Origin of the sequence: Streptomyces sp. NPDC001536 (assembly GCF_042894505.1) — a bacterium.
Lineage (GTDB): Bacteria > Actinomycetota > Actinomycetes > Streptomycetales > Streptomycetaceae > Streptomyces.
Window position 1 is genome coordinate 48,624 of record NZ_JBIAVQ010000023.1, and the last position, 21,987, is coordinate 70,610.

A 21,987-nucleotide genomic window follows, 5' to 3' on the forward strand; every position below is an offset into this window, starting at 1 on the left:
CTTCACTCGATACCCGGCACCACCCGGGTTTGCATGACCATGCATTCGGGTGCATAATCTTCCTATGTCCAAGGTCCTCACCTCCCTGCCCGCCGGCGAGCGCGTCGGCATCGCCTTCTCGGGCGGCCTCGACACCTCCGTCGCGGTCGCGTGGATGCGTGACAAGGGCGCCGTCCCGTGCACCTACACCGCCGACATCGGCCAGTACGACGAGCCCGACATCGCCTCGGTGCCCGGCCGCGCCAAGACCTACGGCGCCGAGATCGCGCGCCTGGTCGACTGCCGCGCGGCGCTGGTCGAGGAGGGCCTGGCCGCGCTCACCTGCGGCGCGTTCCACATCCGCTCGGGCGGGAGGGCGTACTTCAACACGACCCCCCTCGGCCGTGCCGTCACCGGCACGCTGCTGGTCCGGGCGATGCTCGAGGACGACGTCCAGATCTGGGGCGACGGCTCGACGTACAAGGGCAACGACATCGAGCGGTTCTACCGCTACGGTCTGCTCGCCAACCCGCACCTGCGGATCTACAAGCCCTGGCTGGACGCGGCGTTCGTGACCGAGCTCGGCGGCCGCAAGGAGATGTCGGAGTGGCTGGTCGCCCACCAGCTGCCCTACCGGGACTCCACGGAGAAGGCGTACTCCACCGACGCCAACATCTGGGGCGCCACGCACGAGGCGAAGACCCTGGAGCACCTGGACACCGGCCTCGAGACCGTCGAGCCGATCATGGGCGTCAAGTTCTGGGACCCGTCGGTCGAGATCGCCACCGAGGACGTGACGATCGGCTTCGAGCAGGGCCGCCCGGTCACCATCAACGGCAAGGAGTTCGCCTCCGCCGTGGACCTGGTCCTGGAGGCCAACGCCATCGGCGGCCGCCACGGCCTGGGCATGTCCGACCAGATCGAGAACCGGATCATCGAGGCGAAGAGCCGCGGTATCTACGAGGCTCCCGGCATGGCTCTGCTCCACGCCGCGTACGAGCGCCTCGTCAACGCGATCCACAACGAGGACACCCTCGCCCAGTACCACAACGAGGGCCGCCGCCTCGGCCGGCTCATGTACGAGGGCCGCTGGCTGGACCCGCAGGCGCTGATGATCCGCGAGTCGCTCCAGCGCTGGGTCGGCGCGGCGATCACCGGCGAGGTCACCCTGCGCCTGCGCCGCGGCGAGGACTACTCGATCCTCGACACCACGGGCCCGGCGTTCAGCTACCACCCCGACAAGCTCTCCATGGAGCGCACCGAGGACTCCGCCTTCGGCCCCGTCGACCGCATCGGCCAGCTGACCATGCGCAACCTCGACATCGCCGACTCCCGCGCCAAGCTGGAGCAGTACGCGGGCCTCGGCCTCATCGGCACCGGCAGCCCCACCATCGGCGCCTCCCAGGCGGCGGCGACGGGACTGATCGGCACGATGCCGGAGCTGTCGGAGGGCGGCGCCGAGGTCATCGCCTCCCGCGGCGAGGTCTCGGAGGAGGACGCGCTGCTGGACCGGGCGGCGATGGAGTCCGGCACGGACTGAGTCAACGGACCTATGGGGAAAGGCCGGTCGGAGCTTCCGACCGGCCTTTCCCTATAGACATTTTGTGCCGAATTTTGGCACGGTCGTCCCCATGCCCGAGACCAAGGAAGCCCTCGCCTTCTACGCCTCCCAGAGCACGTTCTCCACCCCTGGCGATCTAGCCCGCCTCTACACCGGCTTACCGCGGGATCCGGCCGAACTGGCCCGCATCTCAAGAGATTTGCTGATCCACCGCGTCGAGGGCGACCTCTTCGGCCACACCCACCCGAAGGACCGTCTCCACAACGACGCCGAGTCCCGCTACATCGACGACGTCCTGCACATCCTCGTAGACCGCGACCCCGCCCCGCTCACCGAACGACGCAAGGCCGAGGACCGCTTCGTCGGCACCTGCCGGGACTTCACGCTGCTGCACTGCTCGTTCCTGCGCCACGCGGGCATCCCGGCCCGCCTGCGGTCCGGCTTCGCCGACTACTTCGGCACCACCGGCTTCCACTGTGACCACGTGGTCACCGAGTACTGGGACGACAAGCGAGGCTGGCTGCTCGCCGACGCCCAGCTGGCCGACCCCGCCCTGCACCACGCCTGGGACGTGGACTTCGACCCCATGAACGTCCCGCGCGACCGCTTCCTCGTCGCGGGCGAGGCATGGCGGGCGATCCGCGAGAACGGCGCCGACGAACGGACCTTCGGCCTCCACGGTCCACAGGAAGGCCCCTTCTGGGGCGAACGCTTCGTCGCCGGCAACATCCGCCTGGACCTGGCCGCGCTCAACAAAGTGGAGACGCTCCTGTGGGACGTATGGGGAGAGGACGAGGGCGAGCCGGGAACACCGCTGCCGGCGCAGTCACGTGAGTTCTACGACGGGGTCGCCCCGGTGATCTCGGGCGAGGTGAGCTTCGAAGCAGCAAGAGACCTCTTCGCTGAGAACGACACCCTGCGCACCCCACGAACGGTCACGTGTTACGCCCCCTTCAACGGCCCGAGCGAGATAATCCTGCGCTAGGCCAACGACCCCAGGGGCGCGGGGAACTGCGCGACCGGCCACGACGAAGCCGCACCCGAACGACTGTCGGACCGCCCCCGCACCACCCGATGCGCACAAGCCGCCGCCAGCAACTCCCCCAACAGATCCGGATCCCCGATCTCCAGCCCCAAAAGGGACTCGATCCGCTCCAGCCGCTGATAGAGCGACTGCCGCCCTATGTGCAGCAGAGCCGCCGTCCGCGTGGGCGAGCACCCGTTCCGCAGATGCACCTCCAGCGTCCGCACAAGATCACTCGCGTGGGCGGCCTCCCACTCCAACAACGGCCCCAGCGCATGCTGCACCAACCGAGCCAGCCGATCCCGGTTCGCATCGATACCGCCCCGCGTCAGCTCCCGCTCCAGCGCAAGCGCCCGAGAGGACGTCACCAACGGCCCCTCGGGCGCCCCGGGCTCCGCGGCCGGGACGGTCAGCGCCAGCTCCAGGGTCGTCCGGGCCGCCCGCAACGTATCGCTCCACCGCAGCCACCCGCTCCCGACGGCCACGGCATGCCCGACGGCCACGGTCAGGCCGGGTTCGGCGGCGGAACGGAACGCCTCCTGGACCGCCCGTATGGGATCACCGGACCGGGTCCCGGGCAACGCCAGCAGCGCGAGCACGTCCCCCGGGAACGCCGCCCGCAGGACGCTCGCCCCGCCCAGCACCCGCACCGCCCGGTCCACCACCCCCGTCTGCCGCGCACCGTGCACGGACACGCCGATCAGCCGCGCCCCCGGCCCCGGATGGAACCCGGCGAGCGCCGCGCGCGCCTCCACCTCGGGCTGGTTCAGCGCCCCCCGGTCGGCGAGATCCGCCAGCAGCGCCGCCGTATGGTCGTCCCCCCACGGCCGTACCACCGCCCGCCCGGACAGCCCCCGCGCCACGATCGCCCGATTGGCGGCCTCGGTGATCCGTACGAAGGGCACGACCCGGTGCATGGCCAGCAGCGGCAGCTCAAGGCGCCGCGCCTCGTCGATCACCTCGGCCGGCATGGCGGGCAGGGAACGCCCCACCTCCACCGCCAGCCCCGCCGCACCCCGGGCCGCCAGCTCCCGCACATACCGGCGCCGGACCTCCTCGTCCGGCTCGGTCAGCCCGAAACCGTTGGTCAGGAGCAGCTCGCCGCCGTCGAGGAAGTTCGCGCCCTCGTAGACCTCGCTGGAGTGGACCCAGCGGACGGGGCGGTCGAGGGCGCCCTCCCCGGCCAGCAGCTGCGGCTCGGTCGCGCGGACGGGGTCGAGGGTGAGGACTTCGCGGAGGGTGAGGGCGGGCACGGGGAACCTCCAGGGCGCTGACAGTTCGTCCGGCTGCGGGCTGCGGGGAGAGTACTTTCCGCACGTTGCCCTCGTGTTTCGGCCACAGGAGAGTGGACGCATGGACCCCACGGACCCGCACACCCAGCTCGCCACCGCCCTCGCGGAGGCCTGCGCCGGTCTCGCCGAGGGCGGCATCCCGATCGGCGCCGCGCTCTACGGAGCCGACGGCACCCTGCTGGGCCGCGGCCACAACCGGCGTGTCCAGGACGACGACCCCTCCATGCACGCGGAGACGGCGGCGTTCCGCGCGGCGGGGCGGCAGCGGTCGTATCGCGGTACGACGATGGTGACGACCCTCTCGCCCTGCTGGTACTGCTCCGGACTGGTCCGGCAGTTCGGCATCTCCCGGGTGGTGATCGGCGAGGCGACCACCTTCCACGGCGGCCACGACTGGCTCGCCGAGCACGGGGTGGAGATCGTCCTGCTGGACGACCCCGAGTGCGTCGAGATGATGCGCGACTTCATCAAGAACAACCCGGCTCTCTGGAATGAGGACATCGGTGACTGAGCCCCGTATCCCGACCATCGACCTGTCGCCCTGGATCGACGGCGACCCCGAGGCCCGCGCCGCGATCGCCCGCACCCTCGACGAGGCCCTCCAGACCGCCGGGTTCTTCCTGGTCACCGGGCATGGCGTGGACCCGGAGCTGCGCGCGGCGATCCGGGAGGCGGCCCGTTCCTTCTTCCGGATGCCCGTCGACGTCAAGCAGCCCTACACCGCGAAGGTCGGCGGACGCGGGTGGCTGGGTCCCGGGGCGGAGGCCAACGGGTACTCGGAGGGGACCGAGACCCCGCCGGACCTCAAGGAGTCCCTCACCTTCGCCACCCACGACCCCTACGACGACCCGGTGATCAACGCCGAGTGGTACGCGCCCAACATCTGGCCGGCGGAGGTGCCGGAGCTCCAGACCCTGTGCGAGGAGTATCTGGCGCGGATGGGCGAGCTGGAGAACCAGCTCCTCGACCTGCTGGGCGTGGCGCTCGGGCTCGAACACGACTTCTTCTCCCGGCACATGGACCACCCCACGTACGGCTTCAACATCAACTGGTACCCCGGCACCGAGGTCGTCGGCGAACCCCAGCCCGGCCAGTTCCGCATCGGCCCGCACACCGACTTCGGCACGGTGACGATCCTCGACCGGCAGGCGGGCAAGGGCGGATTGCAGGTGTACACGGACGAGGGCGGCTGGGAGGACGCGCCCTTCGACCCGGACGCCTTCACCATCAACATCGGTGATCTGATGGCCCGTTGGACCGGCGACCGTTGGCGCTCGGGACGGCACCGGGTCCTGCCGCCGCCCGCGGACGCGCCCGCCGAGGAGTTGATGTCCCTCGTCTACTTCGGCGAGTGCACCCCGGGAACGCTGGTGGAGTCGGTGCCGGAGCCGGTCGGGCGGGTGGCGTACGAGCCGGTCGACTCGCATGTGTACCTGCGGGAGAAGCTGGATTCGATCACCGTCGACTGACACCGAGTGCCTACTCCCAAGTACACAGGGGTAGTTGACTCGCTAAGTCGACAATGTGTGATAGATCACAGATCCCTTTTCGTTTACGCCGGGGCCCTCGCCCCGGCGTCTTCGTTGCGGTCGCCACGCGTCCCCCGCGTCCTCCACACCCCCTCCCGATCTGGGCATTTGACGAACCGTTGCAAACTCATGCGGTCAAACGGAGCTGAGTTTCCATATGTGTTCGACGGTTCGAGTGGTCGTCCGTGCACTGTGTGTTCGAAGAGCGTCACAGGAAGCCACGAGGGAGTCGGTATGGTGGGCGCATCTTCTTTCCCGGGTCCACGCCTGTGGGTGAACGTCCCGCCTACGAGCGTGAATCCCGGAAAGGAGACAGATCCACTATGGCCACTTCCGACGAGACCGAGCCGGACCCCGGAGAGCCTCATCCACCGGACCGCTCGGACCCGCAGGAGCCGGATCAGCCAGGCAGTTCACGTTTAGGCAGTGAGCGGGTTCAGCTGATCGTCAACGTCATCGGCGTCGCGATCGGACTCGCCGAGCTGCTGCGTGGCTGCGGCGGATGAGGTAGCCCCCTCACCCGCCGCGTCACTGCCGGGCCGGCCAGGGTCCGCGTCCTGGATCGGTGCCGGAAGCATGGCCAGGATGCGGGCCCACTTGTTTTCTCTGGCCCATCGCAAGTACTCACGCGTGAAACGCCGCCGGAGTTCAGAGAATTCCGTTCCCCCGCGTATTTCCCCGCATTGCGTGCCCCTGATATTGCCGTGCGGCACGCCGTTTCGAGAACCCTATCGAACCTTAGACGGTGCCAGTCCGCCGCCCAGCCAGCTCACATACGTCGAACGATGCGCCGCGACCGGCTTTCCGTCCACCGCGAGTTGACCCTAAACGGTACCGTTGCCCTGCGATCGTGCGCTGCGTGATGTGACGGGAGGGGTTTCATGGCCCGGGGCACGGCACCGTTCAGCTCCACGGCACTGCGTGACATACGCCGACACCGCCCGGTCGACGGGCAGTTGCTCAGCGCCGCCGAGGTCGCCCGACGGCTCGGCACGTCCAAGTCGCGCGTATTGGCGTACGAGAAAGGCACGTCGATACCGGAGGCCGGCCGGATAGAGCAGCTGGCCAAGGTGTTCGGGGTCGCCCCCCGCCATCTGTGCGCCGCACCCGCCGACTTGGAGCACGGCATACGTCATCTGCGCGCCACCGCCGGCCTCACCACCGCCGAGGTCGCCGACTTCCTGGGCATCAGCCGTACCACCTACCGCGAACTGGAACTCTCCGCGAAGCTGCCGTCCCGGCACGACGGCATGCTGCCGTTGCTGCTCGCCCGCGCCTTCTCCGTCCACGTACGCACCGTGCACCGCGCCCTGACCTCGCACCCCCAGGCCGTGCTGCGGCGAGGGGAGATCGCCCAGCTGCTCAACGCGCTCTTCGGCCGGGCCCACGAGCGGTTCACCCCACCCGCCGTGCACACCGACGAACCCGAACTCCTGCGCATCGCCGAGCTGTTGCGCCGCCCCGTCGGCATGACCGCCCGGCTCGTGACCCACGAACTGGCCCGCCTGCGCAACGACTTGAAGGAACGCGCCCTCGCCGAGGCCAACGCGGCCTACGCCCAGACCGACGAGGACATGGAACACGCCCTGGCCCGCGTCAAGTTCCTCACCGAACGCATCGACCGCGCCCCCGCCGACACCGCCGCCCGCCTGGTCCGCTTCCTCTCCGAGGCCATGCCCAGCCGCCAGTGGCGACTGACCGTCGGCCTCCTGAGCGGCGAGTCCGTGCCGGAGCAGCGCGCCCTCCACCTGGCCGAGCCCGAGGTCTGGCGAGGCCTCCTCACCCGAGGCCTCGCGGTCCGCGAACGAAGCCCCGACAGCGCCACCGACTCCTTCACCCTCTCCCCCGGCGGCATGGCCCGCGCCCTCAACGAGGCGCGGCTGTACGCCTGCCTGTACCCGAGGGTGCCGACGCCGTCCCGCTCGACCCGGGCCCAGGTACGGCAGCGGTTGCTGGCGCGGGGCGCGCCGATGCGGACGCCGCGCCGCAGGTACTAGGAGAGCGTCTCAAGGAGCCGCTCGAACCGCGCCCGCCACCGCGCCTCGGTCTCCCCCTCACCCCGGAACTCATGGGTGAACCGAAGAGCCGAGCCATCGTCCCCGTCCCGCTCCAGATGGAACCGGATCCGTCCGCCGTCCTCCAGTGTGTACTCGGCGACCCGCTCCACGTCCCAGGCGGTGACATGCCCGGACCCCAGCCCGCGCAGCGCGACCGCGCCGCCGAGCCGGGGTTCGAGCACCTCGGCCTCCGTGAACCAGCCCGCGAGCCCCTCCGCCGTCGCCAGCACCGGCCAGACCGTCTCCATGGGCCGCGGAAGCCTCACCAGGAAGTGCAGGACGCGCGTGTTCCCCTGGCTCTGGCCGGTGCCCTGCTCGATGGAACCGCTCATGCCTCCAGCGTGCCCCGGCGGCACAGGTTCCGCACGTGGTCAGGGGCGCAAGCCCGCCCTGTCCACGACGGCCCGCTCCAGTACCGCGGTGCGGGCGATCACGTCACCCTTCTTGATGCCCTCGCCGTCCTTCAGTGCCACCTGCCGCTCGCCGAGGTATTCCTTGGTCTCCTTGTCGAAGATCAGCTCGAAGCGCCGTCCTCGATCGTCGCGGGCGATCGCCACACCGTGGCGTCCGGCCGCGTCGACCTCATCGTCGATGACGAAGACATCGGGGATCTCGGCGGCCGCCCGGTAGAGGGCGGCGGCCTGCGCCGGAGGCATCAGCGACTCATTGACGAGGTCGGCGACCAGGCTGAAGTTGGCCTCGTTCTTGCTGTTGTGGCCCTGGCTCGTCCGGTTCAGCCAGTCGTACATCTCGTCGGGGTCGGTCGGCAGGGTCTGCAGAGTCCGGTAGCAGTCCCCCCGATCGGCCTCCGTGGGCGTCCGGTCCAGCTTGCGGTAGAGGTCGGTCACAGCACCCCGCCGACTGCCGTCCACCGACTCCCACGCCTCCCGCTCGCGCACCGGCTCGATCCTCCCGATGCCCGTGGACATGTCGTACCCGGACCAGCTGACCTTGCTCCTGACGTACACGAACTGGTCGTCGCGGATGTCGCCCGGCACGTCCGCATGCTCGGCGGCGAGCGCGATGTCCTCCAGGAGGGCCGCGGCGCTGCGGGACGCGGGCGAGGAGGGCGCGGCCTGTGGTGTGGCGGGCTCGCCGGAGCCCGACGGCACGGTGAACGTGAGGGTCACGGCGGTGACCGCCGCGACGGCTCCGGCGACCAGGGCGGGGCGCAGCCAGGGGCGGCGTACGGGCTGCTTCTCTTCCTGCCGGATCTCGGTCATCAGATGCTCCTTGAGCAGTCGGTGACGGCCCGGCGGAAGGTCCTTCTCGGGAAGCTGGTTCATCGGTTCCCCTCCCTCAGGGGCCCGACCGCGGTGGTGCGGTCACCTCTCATCTGTCCGAACGTTTGGGAGAGTTCCCTATGTTTCGCCAGTTTTGTCCTCGCGCGCGAAAGCCGTGACCGCACGGTCCCGACGGGCACCCCGAGCGCCTCGGCCGCCGCCTCGTACCCCAGCCCCGACCACACGCACAACGCCAGCACCTCACGCTCGGCCCGCCGCAGCTTCGCCAACGTGGTCCGTACGACGTCCAGTTGCGCGGCGTCGTCGAGCCGCCCGGCGACCTCGTCGGCGAAGTCCCGCACCGTCTCGTCGCGCGGCAGCCGCGCCACGGCGGCGGCATGTCTTCGCGCCGCACGCCGGGTGTTGCGCGTGACGTTGGTGGCGATGCCCAGCAGCCAGGGGCGCAGGGAGCCGCCCTCCTCGTCGATCCGCTCGCGCAGCCGCCACGCGTCGAGGAAGGTCAGCGAGACGACGTCCTCGGCGGTCGACCACTCCCCGGTGAGCCGGTAGGCATGGTTGTAGACGGAGCGTGCGTACGCGTCGAAGAGGTCACCGAAGGCGCCGTGGTCCCCCGCGCGAATCCGTTTCCGCAGATTCGTATCCACGCCCCTCCATCTGTCCGGACGACGAAGGCCGGTTCCCGTGACTCAGGTCACAGGGAACCGGCCATCGCCGTAAGGGACTCAGGCCCCTGACTCACACGCCCGCGTAGGAGTGCTTGCCGGAGACGAAGATGTTCACGCCGTAGTAGTTGAACAGCCAGCAGCCGAAGGCGAGCAGGGCCAGGTAGGCGGCCTTGCGGCCCTTCCAGCCGGCCGTGGCACGGGCGTGCAGGTAGCAGGCGTAGGCGACCCAGGTGATGAACGCCCACGTCTCCTTCGGGTCCCAGCCCCAGTAGCGGCCCCAGGCGTCGCCCGCCCAGATCGCGCCCGCGATGATCGTGAACGTCCACAGCGGGAAGACGGCCGCGTTGACGCGGTAGGAGAACTTGTCGAGGGAGGCCGAGGCGGGCAGCCGCTCCAGGAAGGAGGTGGCGAAGCTGCCGGGCTTGCCGCCGCTCGCGAGCTTGTTCTCGTAGGAGTCCTTGAACAGGTACAGGATCGTGCTGACCGCGCCGACGTAGAAGACCGCGCCGCACAGGATCGCCGTGGAGACGTGGATGTACAGCCAGTACGAGTGAAGGGCGGGAACCAACTGGTCGCTGGCGGTGTACAAGACAGTGACGGCGATGCCGAGATCGAGGAGGACCGTCGTGATCAGGAACAGCCCGAGCCAGCGCACGTTCTTCCTCAGCGCGAGCAGCGTGAGGTACACACCGACGGCCACCGTGGAGAAGGTGATGTTGAACTCGTACATGTTGCCCCAGGGGGCCCGCTCCACCGAGGCCGCGCGGGCGATGACCCCGGCGAGCTCGATGAGAAAGGCGAGCACCGTGAGGGACACCGCGATACGCCCGTAGAGGTCCCCCTGCTCGTCCCCACCGTGCGCCCCGGGCCCGTCCGGCACATCCCGCTGCCCGGCCGCGGCCCGCACCACGACCTTCGGCCGTTCCAGTACAGCGGTGGAGCCGCCCTTCTTCACCGTCACGGCCGGCGCCTTCGCCTTGCCGTCCGCCCCTTCGGTGAGCGCGGCGGCGGTACGGCCGATCTTGCTGCGGCTACCGAAGATCCATTCGGTGATGTAGGCGAAGAAGGCCAGGGTGTAGACGGCCATCGCGGAGTAGATCAGCGTGTTGCTGAGATTCGCGAGATGTTCGTTGGTGGCGGCGGCCAGATCCGTCGCGGCGGCGAGAGTCACTTCTCATGCCCTTCGGCAGGTACGACGTGGGGTTCGGGGGTATCGGTGGAGTCTTCGTCTGCTTCGGGCGCCCCTGGCGCCTGGTCGTACAGGATCCCGGCGAGGTCGCCCAGTTCCTCCGGCACCTTCGCGGACTCGCTGCGGCCCAGGCCCGCCATCTCGACGACCGTCACACCGTCGGCGCCCTTGACCGCCCGCACCCACACCCGGCGGCGGGAGATGAACAGCGAGCCGGCGAGACCGAAGATCGCGACGACCGAGCCGGTCAGTGCCCAGCCGCTGGCGGGCTGGCGGGTGACCTGGAAGTTGGCCCACTCCGCGGTGGAGTCGTAGGTGATCGAACCGGCGCCGTTGGGGAGCTTCATGGTCTCGCCCGGCTTGAGGTTCTCCCGCTGCTGCTCGCCCTTGGAGTCCTTGAACTCCTTCAGATGGGACTTGTCGAGCTGGTAGACGCTCTGCGGGATGCCCGCGTCGACCCCGAGGTCGCCGTAGTAGCCCGCGAGGTTGAGCACCGGGTTGTTCAGCGCCGGGAAGGTGGAGGCCGTCTCGCTGCCCGGCTTGTACGTCGGCAGGAAGAAGGCCTCGAAGCCGAGCTGCTCCCGCACACCCTTGGCGTTGCGGTAGCCGTCCATGACCTTGATGACACCGGAGGAGGTGATGTTGTTGTCCAGCGGAAGGAGCGGGACCGCGTCACGGTAGACGACGTTGCCCTTGCCGTCGCGGACCGTGATGACGGGCGCGTAGCCGTGGGCGGTGAGGTAGACCTTGGAGTCGCCGACCTCCATCGGCTTGTTGACCTTGATGACCGTCCGCTTGCCCTTGCCGTAGGCGCCGACGCTGTAGGTGAGGTCGGCCTGGAAGGTACGTGCGGTACCGCGGTTGGGGCCGGTCGTCTCGTAAGTGCCCTGGAAGTCGTTGAGCCTGAAACTGAACGGGTCCAGCTCGTCCTGGTTGAAGAGGGTGCCGGACTTGAAGTCGTCGTACTGCGTGAGGGTGTTGGAGAACCCGTCGCCCTCGACGACCAGCTTGTTGCCCTCCATCTTGAACAACTGACCCCAGGCGAAGGCGATCAGCATCACGATGAGCGCGATGTGGAAGGCGAGGTTGCCGACCTCCCGCAGATAGCCCTTCTCGGCGGCGACGTTGTCCCCGGCGAGGTGGGCGCGGAAGCGGCGCTTCTTCAGCAGGGCGAGCGCGGCCTCGCGGACCTGCTCGGGCTCGGCCTCGGTGCGCCAGGTGGTGTAGGCCGGCAGCCGGGTCAGCCGCTTCGGGGCGCCCGGCGGGCGGCCGCGCAGCTGGCCGACGAACTGCCAGGTGCGGGGCACGATGCAGCCGATGAGGGAGACGAACAGCAGGATGTAGATCGCGGAGAACCACACCGAGCTGTAGACGTGGAAGAGACCGAGCTTGTCGTAGACGTCCCCGAGGGTGGGGTTGGCGTTACGGAAGTCGGCGACCTTGGTCTCGTCGGTGCCGCTCTGCGGGATCAGCGAGCCGGGGATCGCGCCGAGCGACAGCAGCAGGAGCAGCAGCAGCGCGACCCGCATGGAGGTCAGCTGCCGCCAGAACCAGCGGACCCAGCCGATGACGCCCAGCGAGGGCAGGTTGGGGGCGTCCTCCACGGGGGCGGTGGAGAGCTGGGAACCCGCCGCGCCCAGATCCTCGTCACCGGTGGCCGGGGTCGAGTCGGTTGTGGTCTTGCTCATCGATCAGATCCCCACAGTGAAGCCGTTGGACCAGACTTGCATCTCCTGCACGAGACGGTCCCACGCGCCCGTCAGCAGCAGCACACCGGTCAGGATCATCATCGTGCCGCCGATGCGCATCACCCAGACATAGTGGCGCTTGACCCAGGCGAAGGCACCGAGGGCCTTGCGGAAGGCTACTGCGGCGAGCACGAAGGGGATGCCGAGGCCCAGGCAGTAGGCGACGGTCAGCAGGGCGCCGCGCCCCGCGCTGGCCTGCTGCATGGCGAGCGTCTGCACGGAGGCGAGCGTCGGGCCGATGCACGGGGTCCAGCCGATGCCGAAGAGGGCGCCGAGTATGGGGGCGCCGACGAGACCGGTGACGGGGCGCTTGTGGAAGCGGAACTCCCGCTGAGTGAGCCAGGGCATCAGACCCATGAAGAAGACGCCCATGAGGATCATGAGGACGCCGAGGATCCTGGTCAGGACCTCCTTGTTCTCCTGGAGGGTCGAGCCCCAGAAGCCGAACAGCGCCCCGCCGGAGACGAACACGACGGTGAAGCCGAGCACGAACAGGGAGGCCCCGGCGACCATCCGCCCGCGCCGGGCCTCCGCGAGGTCGGTGCCGCTGACGCCCGTGACGTACGACAGATAACCGGGCACGAGCGGCAGGACGCACGGAGAGAAGAAGGAGACAAGGCCACCGAGCACGGCGATCGGCAGGGCGAGCAGCAGCGCACCGCTGAAGACCGTCTCGTTGCGGCCCACCACCGCCTCGGCGAGCGTGTACGTCGCGCTCACGTCACTTCTCCGCGAGAACGGGCTTGATCATCCCGGTCAGCGTGTCCTCGCCGAGCGCCATGAGTGCCCGCGCCGCGATCTTGCCGCTGCGGTCGATGACGAGCGTGGAGGGGATCAGCTGCGGGTTGAGCGTGCCCTTCTTGAAGCGGAGCATCTGCTTGCCCGTCGGGTCGTACAGGCTCGGGAAGGTGACCCCGAACTCCTTCTCGAAGTTGATCGCCGAGGTGGTGTTGGTGTCCCGGGTGTTGATGCCGACGAACTGGACGCCCTGGCCCTTGAACTTCTCGGAGACGGCCTGGAGGTTCTTCGCCTCGGCCCGGCACGGGGTGCACCAGGAGCCCCACACATTGACGACGAGGATCTTGCCTTTGTAGTCGGCGGTGGAGAGCTGCTTGCCGTCGATGGTCTTGCCGGACAGCACCGGGGCGGCGTCCCGCTTGCCCTGGGCGACCGTGTCGACGCCGTCGTTGCCGGTGATGAAGTTGGTGTCACCGCTGCCGCCCACCTTGCCACCGGAACCGCACGCGGTGAGGGTCAGCGCGGCTGCGGCGGCCGTGGCGGTGAACAGGGCGGCACGACGGTTGGTGCGGGTCAGGGCACTCATGTGAAAAGTTTCGCATGCCCGTTCTGGGGATCTTGCGCACCCCCCTTGCGGGCGGAAATCCGCATATCAGGCGGCGTTCGCGGAGCTCCCGGCAGTGCTGTCCGGACTGTCCTTCATGAACGCGTTCCAGCCACCGGTCGGCTCCTGCCCGACGTCCAGCGTCCGCAGCCTGGCCAGCACCTCCGGCTTCTGGACGTCCATCCAGTCGACGAACTGCCGGAAGGAGACCATGCGTACGTCCTCGCCCTTCTCCTTCTCCGCCGCGATGTGCTTCAGGGCTTCCTCGACGGCGTCCATGTAGATGCCGCCGTTCCACTGCTCGAAGTGGTTGCCGACGAAGAAGGGGGCGCGATTGGTCTCGTAGGCCCGCTGGAAGCCGGCGATGTAGGCGCCGGCGGACTGCTCGCGCCAGGCCGGGTAGTTGTGGGCGGGCGCGTTGGTGGAGTTGATCGACTGGTTGGCGAGCATGTTGTAGTCCATCGAGAGGACCTCGAAGCCGCGCCCGGGGAACGGGATCGCCTGGAGCGGCAGATCCCACAGCCCGTCCTTCTTCTGCGGCCAGACCTGGCGGCCGCCGGGCGAGGAGGCGTCGTAGCGCCAGCCGAGCTCGCGCGCGGTCGGCAGCAGGTTGTCCTGTCCGAGGAGACAGGGCGTACGGCCGCCGACGAGCTCCTTGTCGTAGTCGAACGGCAGGGCGGGCAGATCGCTCCACCCCGTGTTGGTCCGCCACTCCTTCACGAAGGCCTTGGCCTGGTCTATCTCGCTGCGCCACTGCTGGGGCGTCCAGTTGCCGACGCTGCCGGAGCCGGCGCAGAAGTGGCCGTTGAAGTGGGTGCCTATCTCGTGTCCTTCGAGCCAGGCGCGCCGGACGTTGGTCAGGGTCGCCTTGACGTGGTCGTCGGTGAGATAGCCGATGTCGGAGGCGCCGACCGGGTTGTTGGGCGGGTCGTAGAGCCGCTTCTTCGACTCGGGCAGCAGATAGAGCCCGGAGAGGAAGAAGGTCATGTGGGCGCCGTGCTCCTTGGCGAGGTCCAGGAAGCGCGGGAAGAGTCCGTTGCCGACCTCGCCGGCGCCGTCCCAGGAGAAGACCACGAACTGCGGCGGCTTCTGGCCCGGCTCCAGCGGTTCTGGCCTGGCCGGCTGGTGGGGCTGCCTGCCGGTGAAGGACGTGGAGCCGTCGCCGAGGGGGCGGGCGCGGTGGGTCTGGCCGCCGGGCTTGTTGCCGGCCGGGGAACCTCCGGCATGGCTCGTCCCCTCTGACGGGGTGAGGGTGCCGCAGCCCGCGAGCCCGAGGGCGGCCGCACCACCCACACCGAGTCCGAGTGCTCCCCTACGGGTGAGAGTGCGCATTGCGCCCCCGTTCGTCACGTCCTGCGAAGTGGTCACCCATTCAGAGGACGTGACGAACGAGGAGGTTCCTCTCGATCACACGGATTTCGCAACAAATGTCACGAAAACGTCTTGAGCATCAGGTCTTTCGGCTATGCACCGAACGCCTTGTCCTTGCCCTTCACCGGCTTGGCCCCGGCACGAAGATGCGCGGGCACCAGATCGATCGCCGGCTCGCTGTACCCCACGGACACGATCTTGTCGCCCTGGTACGTGAACGTCGTCAGCGAAGCGAGCGTGCACTGCCGCTTGCGCGGGTCGTGCCACAGCCGCCGCTTCTCGGCGTAGGACCGCACGATCCAGATCGGCAGCTGATGGCTGACCAGCACCGCCTCATGCCCGCGCGCCGCGTCCTTCGCGGCATCCAGCGCGCCCATCATGCGGACGACCTGGTCGACGTAGGGCTCACCCCACGACGGCTTGAACGGGTTGACGAGGTGCTTCCAGTTCTCGGGCCGCTTCAGGGCCCCGTCGCCGACGCCGAAGGTCTTGCCCTGGAAGACGTTGTCCGCCTCGATGAGCCGCCCGTCGGTCGCGAGGTCCAGGCCGTGCGCCTTGGCGATCGGCGTGGCCGTCTCCTGCGCGCGCTCCAGCGGGGAGGAGCAGACGTAGGTGACGTCCCGGGGAGCGAGGTGCTCGGCGACCCGGTCGGCCATCTGCCGCCCCAGCTCGGACAGGTGGTAGCCGGCGAGACGGCCGTAGAGGACCCCGTCGGGGTTGGCCACCTCACCGTGGCGCATGAGGTGGACGACGGTGATGTCGGGGTTGGTCGAGGTGCTCACGCGGTCGCCTCCGCTGCCGCTCGGGCCGCCGCCGGGAGGGCGTCGGCGATGCGCTGGACCGCCCGGTCGTCGTGGGCCGTGGAGACGAACCAGGACTCGAAGGAGGACGGCGGCAGATAGACGCCGTCGGCCAGCAGCGAGTGGAAGAAGGCGGTGAAGCGGAAGGACTCCTGCTTCTTGGCGTCCTCGTAGTCCCGCACCTCACGGTCCGTGAAGAAGACGGAGAACATGTTGGAGGCGTTCTGGAGCCGGTGCGCGACGCCTTCCTTGGTGAGCGCCTCGGTGACCAGCGACTGGATCTGCGCGGACACCGCGTCGACCTTGTCGTACGCGGCCTGGTCGAGCAGCCGCAGCTGGGCGAGGCCCGCGGCGGTGGCGACCGGGTTCCCGGAGAGGGTGCCGGCCTGGTAGACGGGCCCGGCGGGCGCGAGGTGCGCCATGACGTCCTCCCTGCCACCGAACGCGGCGGCGGGGAAACCACCGCCCATGACCTTGCCGAAGGTCATGAGGTCCGGCTTGACCCCGTCGATCCCGTACCAGCCGGCGCGGCTCGTCCGGAAGCCGGTCATGACCTCGTCGGAGATGTAGAGGGCGCCGTTCTTCGCGCACGCGTCCTTGAGGCCCTGGTTGAAGCCGGGCCGCGGCGGTACGACGCCCATGTTGCCGGGCGAGGCCTCGGTGATCACACAGGCGATCTCGCCGGGGTGCCGGTGGAAGGCCTCCTGCACGGCTTCGAGGTCGTTGTACGGCAGGACGATGGTGTCGCCGGCCTGGGCGCCGGTGACGCCGGGCGTGTCGGGGAGGGCGAAGGTGGCCACCCCGGACCCGGCCGCGGCGAGGAGCGAGTCGACGTGACCGTGGTAACACCCGGCGAACTTGATGACCTTGGTGCGCTGGGTGAAGCCGCGGGCGAGCCGGATGGCCGACATGGTGGCCTCGGTGCCGCTGGACACCAGCCGCACCTGCTCCAGGGGTTCGATCCGCGCGACCATCTCCTCGGCGAGCGCGACCTCCCCCTCACCGGGCGTGCCGAACGACGTGCCGCGCGAGACGGCGTCCTGGACGGCGGCGATGACCTCGGGGTGCGCGTGCCCGAGGATCATGGGCCCCCAGGAACAGACGAGGTCGACGTACTCACGCCCGTCGGCGTCGGTCAGATACGGGCCGGTGCCGGACACCATGAACCGGGGCGTACCGCCCACGGCGCGGAAGGCGCGCACCGGGGAGTTCACGCCGCCCGGTGTGACGGTGGCCGCACGGTCGAACAGGGCCTGTGAGGCAGGCGCATCGTATGAATAGGGCGTTTCGCTCATGACCTGCGACTTCTCCGACTTCTCGGACTCCGGTTGCCGACTTTCCTCCTCAGGGTAGGCCAGCTGCCCTGACCGACCGCGGTCTGTGGTCCGACGGCATCTGCGAAACTGAGAGCTGATAGACACAGCTCGTGCGGCCCTTGGTGTTCGGGTGCTGCGAAGATCCTGCGGACAGGTGTTTCAACGCACGTTTCGGCGGGCGGCCGTGGGGGAGGTCACTGACACGATGATCGGGTTGCGCGGCGGGGACCACGCGTCCTAGAAAAGCAGTCGGGTGGAGATATGCATCGCGGTGGCGGACTGGGCGAGGGGACTGATGACCTCGGTCCTCGACGTGCCCGGCGGGGAAGGCACCGGCGCGACGCGGAGGAAGCCGCAGAATCACGGGTACCGAGTGAGACGGAGCAGGACGAGCGACGTATCGAACGTCGGATCGACCGGCTGAGGGCGGGGAGCAGGAATGGTGGTCGGGTGGGGGTGACGTACAAGTACTTCGGCGCGCCGGACGGCGCGACCGCGGCCCGCGTCCCGATCTCGATGCGCCCCGAAGAACTCGGCGGCGACGAGCTCGGGATGAACGGCATGTTCACCAAGATCAAGCCGGAGACGATGGCGGCGATGGTCCTCACCGGCATAGAGGGCGTCCCGCTGCACAAGGTCCCCCCGCTCGAACTGGTCGTCCTGCACCCCGACTACGCGGTCGTGAAGCTCCCCATGACGGTCGTCGACCCGTTGCGCGGCATCGGCGAGGAAGCGGTGGGCGCGGCGGCGTTCATCTGGTCGACGGTCCCGGACCGCGGCGGTCCGCGGGACGCGTTCAACGTGTACCAACTGCTGCACGAGTGGCAGGACTTCAGCCACCGCCTCCACGAGGCGGGGCATCAGCCGTACTGCCTGGTGTGGCCCTGATCCGGGGCGCCGGTCAGTAGGCCCGTCGCGCGGCCGCGGCCAGGCGGGCCAGGGTCGCGCGCCGGCCGGGTGTCCACGGGCGGGGCGCGGTGTGGCGGACCGACACCGCACCGATGAGTGTGCCGTCACCGGTGGCCGGCGGCACGGACACCACCGACCGCACCTGCGCGTCGAGCAGGACGTCCAGGGCCGGTGTCCCCTGGAAGATCTCGGAGGCGGCCACCTCTTCCACGAAGCCCGGCCGGCCGGACGGCGACGTGCACCGGGCCACGCGACTACGACCAGATCATGGCCCCTCGCCCCGTCCGGTACGACGCGTGCGTCCTGACAGGCCCTTCGGAGCGCCGGTTACCATCACCGGGTGAACTCGTACTGGCACGTCGTTCTGCCGCCGCTCAGCGCCTGACGGGCGCAGCCGCCGAGAACGGATGGATTCCGGCCCCGACCTCCGCGCAGGAGCGGTCAGGGGTGCTCGTCGTGCGCCCGTTTCGGATCCGATCCCAGACGCGTACGACGACGGAAGACCACGACTGTGCCGAACCGCACGACCACTCTGCCTCCCGCACACCCTTCTCGCACCGACATCCTCGGCGGCCCCGCGCCCATCCTCGCCTCGGCCCTCCTGTGGGGCACGACCGGAACCGCCGCCTCTCTCGCACCGGCCGGCGCACCGGCGGCGGCCATCGGCGGCGCCGGGCTCACCCTCGGCGGCCTCCTGCTGTTCCTGACCTCGCGCGGCGCCCGCTCGCTGCCGGCCGCGTGCACGCGGGGCGAACGGTGGCTGCTCGTCCTCGGGGCACTGGCGGTGGCCGGGTATCCGCTCACCTTCTATCCGGCGGTCGCCCGGACCGGGGTGGCGGTGGCCACCGTGATCGCGCTGGGCAGCGCGCCGGTCTTCGCCGGGCTGCTGTCCTGGCTCACCGGACAGGCCCGGCCCACGGCACGCTGGGCCGCCGCCACCGGGGCCGCCGTGCTGGGCTGCGCCCTTCTGGTGCTGGGTCCCGAACTCACGGGAACGGCCACGCCGATGGACCTGACGGGCGTCGCCCTCGCGACGGGCGCGGGACTGTCGTACGCCGTCTATTCGCTGATCGGCGGCCGGCTCATCGTGCGCGGGCACCCTTCCGACGCGGTGATGGGCGTACTGTTCGGCGCCGCCGGACTGCTGGTGCTGCCGCTCTTCCTGTACGTCGACACGCACTGGCTCACAACCGCGCGCGGGGTGACGGTGACGGCGTACCTCGCCCTCTTCACTGTGTATCTGGCCTACCGGCTCTTCGGCCACGGACTGCGCCACACCCCGGCGTCGGTGGCCACCGCGCTGACCCTCGCGGAACCCGCCGTCGCGGCGGTCCTGGGCGTCACCGTCCTCGGCGAGCGTCTGCCGGCCGCGTCCTGGTGCGGGCTGGCGGTTCTGGGGGCGGGGCTGGTGCTGCTGACCGTGCCGGTGGGGGCGGCTGACCGGGCCCGGTGACCGCACCGCGTGCCGCCCCCGCCGTAGGTCAGGCGGCGGGGTGCGGCTCGCGCGGCGACAGCCTGCGGGCGAGCAGGCCGAGCAGTACGGCGTTGAACAGCCCGCACAGGACGGTGCCCGCGGTGAAGAGCAGCGGGGTCAGCCAGGCCAGCGGGGAGTCCCAGTCGGGTGCCAGCGCCATCAGGGGCATGTTGGCGATCATGCTGAGCGGAGCCGTGGTCATGAGCGGCCAGATCGCGGCGAACCCGGGGTCCGGCGACAGGTACTCGGCCCACAGGAAGACGCCCAGCGAGGCCGCGACCGCCGCGAGGTAGCCCCGGGCGAGCCAGTTGTCCACGGCGGGCGCCAACAGGGCCCGGATCCTCGGGAATCGGGGGCGTGCGGAACGGGCCATGTCGGTGCCTTTCTCTGGCAGAGGTGGGAGAGGAGGGAGGGGATTCACGCGTGCCGGGCGTCGGAGCGGACGTCCCGGACGTGGTGGGCGAGCGCGCCGACCACCGCCGCGTTCACCAGAGCGCAGGCGAGCAGCCAGGCACCCATGCCGACCGAGGCGGCCACGACAGCCGGCCCACCGCTGCCCTCGGCGCTACCGGGCCCGAAGGGCACGGCCGCGCTCAGCAGGGACAGCGGCTCCGTGAGCAGCATCGGGGCCATCGCGTACGCGCTGTCCGGGAACAGGAACGCCACCGGCACGGAGGCGGCGAAGACCGTCAGATACCCCCGGCCGGCCCAGTTGTCCGTGGCCAGGGCGAGCAGCTTTCGCAACCGCCCGGCTCGGCCCGGACGCGAGACGTTCGACATCGCGGATCCCTTCGGTTCGTCCGTTGTCGCTGTGTGTCCCACAGTGGCCCGAGGTCCCGCGCCGAGGCATGAGTACGGGTGCTCATCTCCGCCTGGGTGTCCGCGCACGTCACCGCTCAGGCAGTGACCCGGTACGTGCGCGTGTCGGTGAACTCCCGGGCCCCTGACGGGCGTAGTACTCGGCCGTCACCGCCGACTTCTCGATGTCGCCCTCGGCCTCGACGACCGGCTTGTCCCTCTCGGCGACGACCAACTGGGCCATGGAGCGGTGCGCACGTCGCCGTGATCGGCCGGGGCGGCCTGGACACCGTCCCCGTCACTTCGCCCCATCGTCCCCGTCACTTCGTCCCCACCGTCCGCAGCACCGTCAGCGCCAGCGTCCGCGCCGCCGCCACCACCTCCCGCACGCTCACCCGCTCCCGCGCGCTGTGGGCGACCTGGATGTCCCCCGGCCCGAACTGCAGCGTCGGAATGCCCGCCCCGGAGTACAGGCGCAGATCGCTCCCGTACGACGCCCCGCGCTCCCTGAGCGGCCCGCCCCCGGCGTCCGCGTGCGCGCCGCGGATCACGCCGGGCAGCGGATGCCCCTCCGGCAGCCGGCCGCTCGCGAACTGCCCGCCGGGCCAGGTCACGGTGACCGGATGGTCGGCCAACCAGGCGTCCCCGGCGCACACTTCGGCCACGCACCGCTCGAACGCGGCCCGCGCCGCCGCCGGATCCTCCCCCAGTCGCACCCCCAACCGCCCCTCGGCGACCAGCAGATCGGGCACACTGCTCGCCCAGTCCCCCGCGCGCACGGTCCCCACCGACAGGGCGTACGGGATCGGGTACTCGGCCATCAACGGATGCGGCTCCCGGTTCCGCTCGGTCTCCAGGCGCCCCAGCGCCCGGTGCAGCGGCAGATAGGCGTCGATCGCGCTGACCCCCTCGTCGCGTGAACTGCCGTGCGCCGACTTCCCGTTGACGGCGAGCCGGAAGGTCAGCGCACCGGCGTTGGCGGTGACCAGGGTGCCGGCGGTCGGCTCGGCGATGACACAGGCGTCCCCGCGGTACCCCCGCTGCAACGTGCCGAACGCCCCGAGCCCCCCGTCCTCCTCCCCCACGACGAAGTGCACGGCGACCCGCCCCCGCAGCCGCGCCCCACTGGCCCGCACCGCCTCCAGCGCGACCAGTTCCGCCACCAGCCCGGCCTTCATGTCACAGGCCCCGCGCCCGTGGACGACGTCCCCGACGACCCTGGGCACGAAGGGATCCCCCTCCCAGGCACCGGGATCCCCGGGCGGTACGACGTCCACATGCCCCTGGAGGATCAGCGTCGGCCCGTCCCCGCCCTCCCCGGTCCGCCCGACGAGCCCCCACGCCTCGTCCCGCTCCGCCTCCGCACCGGGAAACTCCGGGTGGGCGCGCAGCGCGTCCAGATCCATGGCCCACAGATCGACATCGAGCCCGAGCCGCTCCAGCCGCCCGGCGAGATGATGCTGCAACTCCGACTCGGCGGCGCTCCCGGTGACGCTGGGTATGGCGACGAGCTCGACGAGCATCCGCCCGACAGCGGCTTCGTCGATACGGTCCAGCGCGGCGGCTTCCCCGGCACTGAGCATGAACGCCCTCCCCATCCCGATCGCAGCGATACCTGCTCACCGTAGACGGCGGCCAAGCCGGTGACGGGCGGATGTGTTCTACGCCGGGCAGCGGCGACCTGGGGTT

At 70.0% G+C, this 21,987-nt stretch carries 24 protein-coding genes; 8 read left to right on the forward strand and 16 right to left on the reverse strand.

All coding sequences use genetic code 11. From position 1 onward, the window contains the following. Positions 1 to 64 precede the first annotated feature (64 nt). Together argG and ACFY0U_RS41670 are read left to right on the forward strand one after the other, a co-directional pair. Entirely contained in the window at positions 65 to 1,519 is a 1,455-nt protein-coding gene (gene argG, locus ACFY0U_RS41665; RefSeq protein WP_388645189.1) for an argininosuccinate synthase, read from the forward strand. Positions 1,520 to 1,610: 91 nt separating this feature from the next. After that, entirely contained in the window at positions 1,611 to 2,525 is a 915-nt protein-coding gene (locus ACFY0U_RS41670; protein WP_388645190.1) for a transglutaminase-like domain-containing protein, read from the forward strand. On the opposite strand, the gene ACFY0U_RS41675 is transcribed toward ACFY0U_RS41670, so the two are convergent. Further along, entirely contained in the window at positions 2,522 to 3,817 is a 1,296-nt protein-coding gene (locus ACFY0U_RS41675; RefSeq protein ID WP_388645191.1) for a PucR family transcriptional regulator, read from the reverse strand. The two genes, ACFY0U_RS41670 and ACFY0U_RS41675, sit on opposite strands and share 4 nt — an antisense overlap. 100 nt (positions 3,818 to 3,917) lie before the next feature. Here ACFY0U_RS41675 and ACFY0U_RS41680 point away from each other — a divergent pair, with 100 nt between their 5' ends. From ACFY0U_RS41680 to ACFY0U_RS41695, 4 genes are all read left to right on the forward strand, one after another. Then, positions 3,918 to 4,367 (forward strand): nucleoside deaminase, encoded by a 450-nt coding sequence (locus ACFY0U_RS41680; RefSeq protein WP_388645192.1) that lies wholly within the window; start codon positions 3,918 to 3,920, stop codon positions 4,365 to 4,367. Continuing rightward, the gene (locus ACFY0U_RS41685; RefSeq protein ID WP_388645193.1) at positions 4,348 to 5,325 is read left to right on the forward strand and encodes an isopenicillin N synthase family dioxygenase; all 978 of its coding nucleotides are present in this window, start codon (positions 4,348 to 4,350) and stop codon (positions 5,323 to 5,325) included. Before ACFY0U_RS41680 ends, ACFY0U_RS41685 begins: the two co-directional genes overlap by 20 nt. Positions 5,326 to 5,708: 383 nt before the next feature. Continuing rightward, a complete protein-coding gene (locus tag ACFY0U_RS41690; protein WP_388645194.1) occupies positions 5,709 to 5,891 on the forward strand; it encodes a hypothetical protein in 183 nt (60 codons plus the stop codon). A gap of 375 nt (positions 5,892 to 6,266) precedes the next feature. Further along, positions 6,267 to 7,382, forward strand: coding sequence for a helix-turn-helix domain-containing protein (locus ACFY0U_RS41695; RefSeq protein ID WP_388645195.1), 1,116 nt, complete (start codon positions 6,267 to 6,269; stop codon positions 7,380 to 7,382). Here the strand turns inward: ACFY0U_RS41695 and ACFY0U_RS41700 are convergent. From ACFY0U_RS41700 to hemL, 10 genes are all read right to left on the reverse strand, one after another. Then, a complete protein-coding gene (locus ACFY0U_RS41700) occupies positions 7,379 to 7,774 on the reverse strand; it encodes an SRPBCC domain-containing protein (RefSeq protein ID WP_388645197.1) in 396 nt (131 codons plus the stop codon). The two genes, ACFY0U_RS41695 and ACFY0U_RS41700, sit on opposite strands and share 4 nt — an antisense overlap. 39 nt (positions 7,775 to 7,813) lie before the next feature. Then, positions 7,814 to 8,728, reverse strand: coding sequence for a CU044_5270 family protein (locus ACFY0U_RS41705; protein ID WP_388645199.1), 915 nt, complete (start codon positions 8,726 to 8,728; stop codon positions 7,814 to 7,816). Beyond that, complete coding sequence (locus tag ACFY0U_RS41710; protein ID WP_388645201.1) at positions 8,725 to 9,330, reverse strand: RNA polymerase sigma factor; 606 nt, start codon at positions 9,328 to 9,330, stop codon at positions 8,725 to 8,727. Before ACFY0U_RS41710 ends, ACFY0U_RS41705 begins: the two co-directional genes overlap by 4 nt. Positions 9,331 to 9,421: 91 nt before the next feature. Further along, a complete protein-coding gene (gene ccsB, locus ACFY0U_RS41715; protein WP_388645202.1) occupies positions 9,422 to 10,522 on the reverse strand; it encodes a c-type cytochrome biogenesis protein CcsB in 1,101 nt (366 codons plus the stop codon). Then, entirely contained in the window at positions 10,519 to 12,228 is a 1,710-nt protein-coding gene (locus ACFY0U_RS41720; RefSeq protein ID WP_388645204.1) for a cytochrome c biogenesis protein ResB, read from the reverse strand. The genes ccsB and ACFY0U_RS41720 overlap by 4 nt, the downstream gene beginning before the upstream one ends. Before the next feature lie 3 nt (positions 12,229 to 12,231). Then, positions 12,232 to 13,008: a cytochrome c biogenesis CcdA family protein gene (locus ACFY0U_RS41725; RefSeq protein WP_388645206.1), complete on the reverse strand. Its 777-nt coding sequence runs from the start codon at positions 13,006 to 13,008 to the stop codon at positions 12,232 to 12,234. A gap of 1 nt (position 13,009) precedes the next feature. Beyond that, positions 13,010 to 13,612 carry a TlpA disulfide reductase family protein gene (locus tag ACFY0U_RS41730; RefSeq protein ID WP_388645208.1) on the reverse strand — a complete coding sequence of 201 codons (603 nt, stop codon included), beginning with the start codon at positions 13,610 to 13,612 and terminating at the stop codon, positions 13,010 to 13,012. Between the two features lie 66 nt (positions 13,613 to 13,678). Further along, the gene (locus ACFY0U_RS41735; RefSeq protein ID WP_388645210.1) at positions 13,679 to 14,962 is read right to left on the reverse strand and encodes a hypothetical protein; all 1,284 of its coding nucleotides are present in this window, start codon (positions 14,960 to 14,962) and stop codon (positions 13,679 to 13,681) included. Positions 14,963 to 15,093: 131 nt separating this feature from the next. Next, a complete protein-coding gene (locus tag ACFY0U_RS41740; protein ID WP_388645306.1) occupies positions 15,094 to 15,741 on the reverse strand; it encodes a histidine phosphatase family protein in 648 nt (215 codons plus the stop codon). 38 nt (positions 15,742 to 15,779) lie between these two features. Then, the gene (gene hemL, locus ACFY0U_RS41745) at positions 15,780 to 17,096 is read right to left on the reverse strand and encodes a glutamate-1-semialdehyde 2,1-aminomutase (protein ID WP_388645212.1); all 1,317 of its coding nucleotides are present in this window, start codon (positions 17,094 to 17,096) and stop codon (positions 15,780 to 15,782) included. A 471-nt stretch (positions 17,097 to 17,567) separates the two neighbouring features. Here hemL and ACFY0U_RS41750 point away from each other — a divergent pair, with 471 nt between their 5' ends. Then, the gene (locus ACFY0U_RS41750; RefSeq protein ID WP_003974483.1) at positions 17,568 to 18,005 is read left to right on the forward strand and encodes a hypothetical protein; all 438 of its coding nucleotides are present in this window, start codon (positions 17,568 to 17,570) and stop codon (positions 18,003 to 18,005) included. A 13-nt stretch (positions 18,006 to 18,018) separates the two neighbouring features. On the opposite strand, the gene ACFY0U_RS41755 is transcribed toward ACFY0U_RS41750, so the two are convergent. Beyond that, positions 18,019 to 18,276: a GAF domain-containing protein gene (locus ACFY0U_RS41755; protein WP_388645213.1), complete on the reverse strand. Its 258-nt coding sequence runs from the start codon at positions 18,274 to 18,276 to the stop codon at positions 18,019 to 18,021. 261 nt (positions 18,277 to 18,537) lie between these two features. Here ACFY0U_RS41755 and ACFY0U_RS41760 point away from each other — a divergent pair, with 261 nt between their 5' ends. Further along, the gene (locus ACFY0U_RS41760; protein WP_388645215.1) at positions 18,538 to 19,479 is read left to right on the forward strand and encodes a DMT family transporter; all 942 of its coding nucleotides are present in this window, start codon (positions 18,538 to 18,540) and stop codon (positions 19,477 to 19,479) included. A gap of 28 nt (positions 19,480 to 19,507) precedes the next feature. Here ACFY0U_RS41760 and ACFY0U_RS41765 read toward each other — a convergent pair whose 3' ends face one another. From ACFY0U_RS41765 to ACFY0U_RS41780, 4 genes are all read right to left on the reverse strand, one after another. Continuing rightward, positions 19,508 to 19,873, reverse strand: a complete 366-nt coding sequence (locus tag ACFY0U_RS41765) for an SCO4225 family membrane protein (protein WP_388645217.1) — start codon at positions 19,871 to 19,873, stop codon at positions 19,508 to 19,510. A 44-nt stretch (positions 19,874 to 19,917) separates the two neighbouring features. Beyond that, positions 19,918 to 20,280 carry an SCO4225 family membrane protein gene (locus ACFY0U_RS41770; protein ID WP_388645219.1) on the reverse strand — a complete coding sequence of 121 codons (363 nt, stop codon included), beginning with the start codon at positions 20,278 to 20,280 and terminating at the stop codon, positions 19,918 to 19,920. A gap of 109 nt (positions 20,281 to 20,389) precedes the next feature. Continuing rightward, positions 20,390 to 20,542, reverse strand: coding sequence for a hypothetical protein (locus ACFY0U_RS41775; RefSeq protein ID WP_388645221.1), 153 nt, complete (start codon positions 20,540 to 20,542; stop codon positions 20,390 to 20,392). A gap of 76 nt (positions 20,543 to 20,618) precedes the next feature. Beyond that, complete coding sequence (locus tag ACFY0U_RS41780; RefSeq protein ID WP_388645223.1) at positions 20,619 to 21,881, reverse strand: ArgE/DapE family deacylase; 1,263 nt, start codon at positions 21,879 to 21,881, stop codon at positions 20,619 to 20,621. Positions 21,882 to 21,987: the final 106 nt, after the last annotated feature.

Excerpts from the sequence above, each read along its gene's own strand:
- ACFY0U_RS41730 (WP_388645208.1), bottom strand. The coding sequence starts at position 13,612 with ATGAGTGCCCTGACCCGCACCAACCGTCGTGCCGCCCTGTTCACCGCC.
- hemL (WP_388645212.1), bottom strand. The coding sequence starts at position 17,096 with ATGAGCGAAACGCCCTATTCATACGATGCGCCTGCCTCACAGGCCCTG.
- ACFY0U_RS41685 (WP_388645193.1), top strand. The coding sequence starts at position 4,348 with ATGAGGACATCGGTGACTGAGCCCCGTATCCCGACCATCGACCTGTCG.
- ACFY0U_RS41775 (WP_388645221.1), bottom strand. The coding sequence starts at position 20,542 with ATGGCCCAGTTGGTCGTCGCCGAGAGGGACAAGCCGGTCGTCGAGGCC.
- ACFY0U_RS41705 (WP_388645199.1), bottom strand. The coding sequence starts at position 8,728 with ATGAACCAGCTTCCCGAGAAGGACCTTCCGCCGGGCCGTCACCGACTG.
- ACFY0U_RS41770 (WP_388645219.1), bottom strand. The coding sequence starts at position 20,280 with ATGTCGAACGTCTCGCGTCCGGGCCGAGCCGGGCGGTTGCGAAAGCTG.
- ACFY0U_RS41700 (WP_388645197.1), bottom strand. The coding sequence starts at position 7,774 with ATGAGCGGTTCCATCGAGCAGGGCACCGGCCAGAGCCAGGGGAACACG.
- ACFY0U_RS41695 (WP_388645195.1), top strand. The coding sequence starts at position 6,267 with ATGGCCCGGGGCACGGCACCGTTCAGCTCCACGGCACTGCGTGACATA.
- ACFY0U_RS41740 (WP_388645306.1), bottom strand. The coding sequence starts at position 15,741 with ATGCGCCACGGTGAGGTGGCCAACCCCGACGGGGTCCTCTACGGCCGT.
- ACFY0U_RS41735 (WP_388645210.1), bottom strand. The coding sequence starts at position 14,962 with ATGCGCACTCTCACCCGTAGGGGAGCACTCGGACTCGGTGTGGGTGGT.
- argG (WP_388645189.1), top strand. The coding sequence starts at position 65 with ATGTCCAAGGTCCTCACCTCCCTGCCCGCCGGCGAGCGCGTCGGCATC.
- ACFY0U_RS41765 (WP_388645217.1), bottom strand. The coding sequence starts at position 19,873 with ATGGCCCGTTCCGCACGCCCCCGATTCCCGAGGATCCGGGCCCTGTTG.
- ACFY0U_RS41720 (WP_388645204.1), bottom strand. The coding sequence starts at position 12,228 with ATGAGCAAGACCACAACCGACTCGACCCCGGCCACCGGTGACGAGGAT.
- ACFY0U_RS41680 (WP_388645192.1), top strand. The coding sequence starts at position 3,918 with ATGGACCCCACGGACCCGCACACCCAGCTCGCCACCGCCCTCGCGGAG.
- ACFY0U_RS41690 (WP_388645194.1), top strand. The coding sequence starts at position 5,709 with ATGGCCACTTCCGACGAGACCGAGCCGGACCCCGGAGAGCCTCATCCA.
- ACFY0U_RS41780 (WP_388645223.1), bottom strand. The coding sequence starts at position 21,881 with ATGCTCAGTGCCGGGGAAGCCGCCGCGCTGGACCGTATCGACGAAGCC.
- ACFY0U_RS41670 (WP_388645190.1), top strand. The coding sequence starts at position 1,611 with ATGCCCGAGACCAAGGAAGCCCTCGCCTTCTACGCCTCCCAGAGCACG.